The 4543-nt window shown below is 72.3% G+C and carries 4 protein-coding genes; 1 reads left to right on the top strand and 3 read right to left on the bottom strand.

From position 1 onward, the window contains the following. Positions 1 to 18: 18 nt before the first annotated feature. From DI269_RS13660 to DI269_RS27115, 3 genes are all read right to left on the bottom strand, one after another. Entirely contained in the window at positions 19 to 459 is a 441-nt protein-coding gene (locus tag DI269_RS13660; RefSeq protein ID WP_112136735.1) for a hypothetical protein, read from the bottom strand. A gap of 116 nt (positions 460 to 575) precedes the next feature. After that, entirely contained in the window at positions 576 to 1466 is an 891-nt protein-coding gene (locus tag DI269_RS13655) for a hypothetical protein (RefSeq protein WP_112136733.1), read from the bottom strand. A gap of 116 nt (positions 1467 to 1582) precedes the next feature. Beyond that, a complete protein-coding gene (locus DI269_RS27115; protein WP_198667413.1) occupies positions 1583 to 2203 on the bottom strand; it encodes a TetR/AcrR family transcriptional regulator in 621 nt (206 codons plus the stop codon). A 95-nt stretch (positions 2204 to 2298) separates the two neighbouring features. Here DI269_RS27115 and DI269_RS28655 point away from each other — a divergent pair, with 95 nt between their 5' ends. Continuing rightward, positions 2299 to 4482, top strand: coding sequence for an MMPL family transporter (locus DI269_RS28655; protein ID WP_112136731.1), 2184 nt, complete (start codon positions 2299 to 2301; stop codon positions 4480 to 4482). Positions 4483 to 4543 lie beyond the last annotated feature (61 nt).

Raw genomic sequence — 4543 nt, 5'->3', positions numbered from 1 at the left:
CGCGGCCGGGCTCAGGCGTCAGAACCCGTAGTTCATGTGGTAGATGTCGGGTCGGTGCGCCGGGTCCGTGTAGACCTGCATGCTCGCATAGCTGGTCTGCGGGTCGGGGGTCTTCTCGACGTACGTGTAGTTCTGCCAGGCACTGCTCGTGGTGGTGAACACGATGCCGTTGAAGTCCTCCTCCTTGAACCGCACCTTCGCGGAGTAGCCGTCCCCGGGGTGCACGTCGCGGAGCTGGCCGCCGTAAGTGCCGTTGTCGTTGCAGGTGTTGCTCTGCTGGCGCTCCTGCGCGACGGCGATGTCGCCGTGGCGGTGGGTGATCGTGTAACCGTTCCCCTCGCCTTGGCAGGCGGCCTCAGCGGGGGCTGCGGCGACGAGCATGGTGCCCAGCACGGCGACGGCCGACGCGGCGGCCGCGGCCAGCGCGCGCTTGACGATGGCGCTCTTGAGTGGTCGCATCTGCGATCCCTTCGTGATCGGTCGGGTTGGGCGGACGTCTTCATTCTTCGGTCTTCGCGGTGCGTTTTCGAGGTGGTGGACCGGCGGGACACCGGCGGGACCGGTGGGGCCGGAGGTCAGGATTCGGCGAGCTCCGCCAAGTGCTCGTCGTAGACCTCGGAGTAGACCGCGTCGGTGTCGTGGCCCTGGTCGATGCAGTGTCCGTGGGCCGCCGAGACGGCGAGTTCCCGTTGCTGCAGCGCTTCCAGGGCGGCGAGCTGTCCGGCGTCGAGGACGTCGGCGACGCGCAGGTCCTCCCAGGTCCGCCCGGCGTCGACCAGGGCCTGGCCCTGGGTCCCGTAGGCCTCGATGAACGGCTGGACCTCCTCTTGCAGCGGCAGGCCCATGTCGTCGCGGTTCGCGAAGTCGTATCCCTGCTCGGCCATGCAGTCCGACCAGGCCCGGGTGGCTTCGGCGAGTCGCGGGTCGTCCGCGGTCGCGGCGGCGGCCTGCTCGGTGTACGCGTGGATCGGGGAGTCGTCGGGCAGGTACACCGAGCCGTTCGCCGGGAACCCGAACTCGGCGTAGGACCGTTCGAGGCATTCGAGTTCGCGCGGCCGGTAGCGCTCGCGGTCGTCGGCGGGCAGGGCGTCGAACGCGGCCCGCCGGTCCTCCACGGTGGCGTAGACGAAGGCGTCGTAGGGGTTGGCGAGGTCGATGGTCGTCGTGTGCCCGAACCCGTACTCGGCCGCGAACTCCTCGGCGGTGAGTCCCAGCCATTCGATCAGGGACGGGGCCTCGGCGGGTCCGAGGTACTCCAGCTCCGCTTCGGCCATGCACTCGGCGACGAACCCGTTCCGCGCCGCCTCGGTCTCGGCGGGGTCGGTCCCCTCGCCCGGGGCCTCGCCCAGGCGGTCGATGATGGACTGCTCGACCGCGGTGGGTTCGCGGCCGGTGTCGCCGGAGCAGCCGGCGGCGGCCAGGACCGCGGCGGCGGCGAGCGGCCCCAGGAGCCTGAATGCCCTCATGTGGACGGTTCCCTTCGGGAAGGCGGGCGGACGTGACCATCCTTCCGGCCCGAAGGGGGGCGATCGAGGCGGTTGCCCGGCGGGACACCGGCGCGATCGCCGGTTCGCCCCGGCGGCTAGCCGCCGACGCGCCGGGACAGGTAGTCGAAGAGGACCGCCTTCGTCTCGGCGACGAGGCCGGGGAGGTCGTCCTCCCCCGCGCTCATGATGAGCGGGAGCAGGCCGCGGAAGAGGTGGACGGCGATCTCGGCGGTGCGGGTCCGCGCCTCGGGCGGGTAGTCCGGGGCGCGGGCGGCGAGGATGCGGTCGAGCTGCTCGAACATGAGCTGCTGCGCGGGGCGCTTGGCGGCGGCGAGGCCGGCGGCCAGGTGCGGGTCCGACATGAGCGCGTAGAACCCCGGGTTCGCTCGGTCGAAGGCCACCACGGGGTCGATGATCCGGTCGAGCATGTCCTTCAGGGGCAGGGCGGCCACCGAGAGGTCGAACGCTTCGCCATGGGCCGCGCGCAGGCGCTCGATGTAGCGGACCATGAGCGCTTCGGCGATGGCCTCCTTGTTCTCGAAGAACTGGTAGAGCGTGCCCGGGGACGCGCCGGCCGCGGCGGCGACGGCGTTCGTGCTCGCCTTCGCGTAGCCCTGTGCCGCGAAGACTTCGGCCGCCGCGTCCAGGAGTTCGGCCATGCGCTTCTCGCCGCGGGCCTGGCGCCGGCGCGCCGGCCTGATCGTGTCGTCGGTCACTGGGCACCCTTCGGTCTTGTGAATGCGAGCAGTTACTCGTATTTTGATTTACGAGCGCTCACTCGTATTTCAGTCTACGCCGGTCGGGAGACCCCATGACCTCCACCGCTCCTCCGCTCGCACCGCCCGACGGCACCATGCTCCGCCTGGGCCGCATCATGTACCGGCGCCGACGGTCCGTCCTCGTCGCCTCCCTGCTCGCCTTCGTCGCCGCCGCGTTCACCGCCGCCGGCGCGATGGACGCGCTCGTGCTCTCCCGCTTCGAGGTGCCGGGGTCCGAGTCGGTGTCCGCGGGCGAGCGGCTACACGAGGACTTCGACACCGGGTCCGCCAACTTCCTGCTGCTGGTCACCGCCGCCGACGGGGACGTCGACTCCGCCGCCAGCGCCGCGGCGGGGGCCGCGCTCGCCGCCGAGCTCGCCGCGGCCGACGAGGTCGTCAGGGTCGACTCCTACTGGGACGGCGGCGATCCGGCGCTGCGCGGCGAGGACGGGTCCCAGGCGCTCGTCACCGCGTACGTCCCCGGCGAGGTCACCCGCATCCGCGAGGAGGTCCTGCCGGAGCTGAAGGCGGCGTTCACGCGGGACGGCGGGACGCTCGCGGTCGCGGTGGGCGGCTCTGACGAGCTGTTCCGCGAGGCCGCGCAGATCGCCCGCCGGGACTTCCTGCTCGCCGAGGCGATCGTGATCCCCGGGCTCCTGATCCTGCTCGTCGCGATCTACCGGCGGCCCGCGGCCGCGTTCCTCACGGTGGGCGTGGGGCTGTTCGCGCTCGCGGTCTCCTTGGCGGCCATCAGGTTCGTCGCCGCCCAGGTGGAGGTCTCGACGTTCGCCGCGAACCTCGTGCTGGTGATGAGCATGGGCCTGGCGGTCGACTACTGCCTGTTCATCGTCAACCGCTTCCGGGAGGAGTCGGCGCGGCACGACCGGGCCGAGGCGGTCGCGCGCACGGTGGCGAGCGCGGGGCGGACCGTGGTGTTCTCCGCGGTGACCGTGGCCGCGAGCCTGTCGGTGCTGCTGCTCATGCCGTTCCCGTTCCTGCGCTCGTTCGGGTACGCCGGGATCGCCGTGCCGCTCGCGGCGGTGCTCGGCGCGGTGGTGGTTCTGCCTGCGGCCCTTGCGGTCTGGGGAGGGCGGGTGCTGCGGCGCCGTCCGGTGCGGCCGGTGGGCGAGGGGCGGTGGCACCGGCTGGCGACGGCGGTGATGCGCCGCCCGGTCCTGTGGGGCTCCGCGGCACTGGTGCTGGTCCTGGTGCTGGCCTCGCCGCTGCTGGGCGTGCGGTTCGGCGTCCCGGACGAGCGGACGCTTCCCGAGGACGCGCCGAGCCGCGTCGTCACCGACCAGGTCACCGCGAACTTCGCGGCCGAGCAGACCGACGCGCTGCTGGTGCACGCCGCGGGAGCCGACCAGGCATCGCTGGCCGCCTATGCGGCGAACCTGTCCGAAGTGGACGGCATCGCGCAGGTCGACTCGGCCGCAGGGCGGTTCGCCGACGGGGCGCTGGTCGCGCCCGCCGAGCCCGGCCGCTTCGCATGGTCCGGCGCGGACACGTGGCTGTCGGCCGTCCCGACAACCGAGGCCATGCGCGACGACCCGTACGCGATGGTCGGGGAGGTCCGGGCCGTCGAGGCGCCGTTCGCGGTGTCGGTCGGCGGGTATCCGGCGAGCCTCGCCGACTTCCGGGACGCGCTGCTCGACCGGCTACCGCTGCTGCTGGGCCTGATCGTGCTCATCACCTTCGCGGTCCTGTTCCTGATGACCGGCAGCGTCGTCGCTCCGATCAAGGCGACTGTCCTCAACGGACTGTCGCTGGCGGTGATGTTCGGGGCGCTGGTGTGGATCTTCCAGGAGGGCAACCTCTCCGGGGTCATCGGCTTCACGCCGCAGGGCTCGTTCGAGCCGAGCATCCCGATCCTCATGTTCTGCATCGCGTACGGACTGTCGATGGACTACGAGGTGTTCATGCTCGCGCGCATCAAGGAGGAGTACGACCGCACCGGCGACCCGACCGGCTCGGTCGCGGTCGGCCTCCAGCGGTCGGCGCCGCTGGTCACCGCCGCGGCCCTGGTGCTGGCGTTCACGTTCGCGGTGTACGCGACCGGGGACGTGGTGTTCCTCCAGATGCTGGGGCTGGGGATGGCGCTGGCGGTCGTCGTGGACGCCACGGTGATCCGCGGGGTCCTGCTGCCGGCGGTGATGCGGCTGACCGGGCGCGCGAACTGGTGGGCGCCGGGGCCGCTGCGGCGCCTGCACGAGCGAATCGGCCTGCGGGAGGACTAGGCGACGTAGGCGCCCGCGCGGGCGGCGGCCGCTGTCGCGGCGGCGGCGCGGGCGGCCGCGG

This window comes from Glycomyces dulcitolivorans (assembly GCF_003265355.1).
Taxonomy (GTDB): Bacteria; Actinomycetota; Actinomycetes; order Mycobacteriales; family Micromonosporaceae; genus Glycomyces; species Glycomyces dulcitolivorans.
Note: the sequence above shows the minus strand (reverse complement) of the source record. Positions and strands in the feature narration are given on the sequence as shown.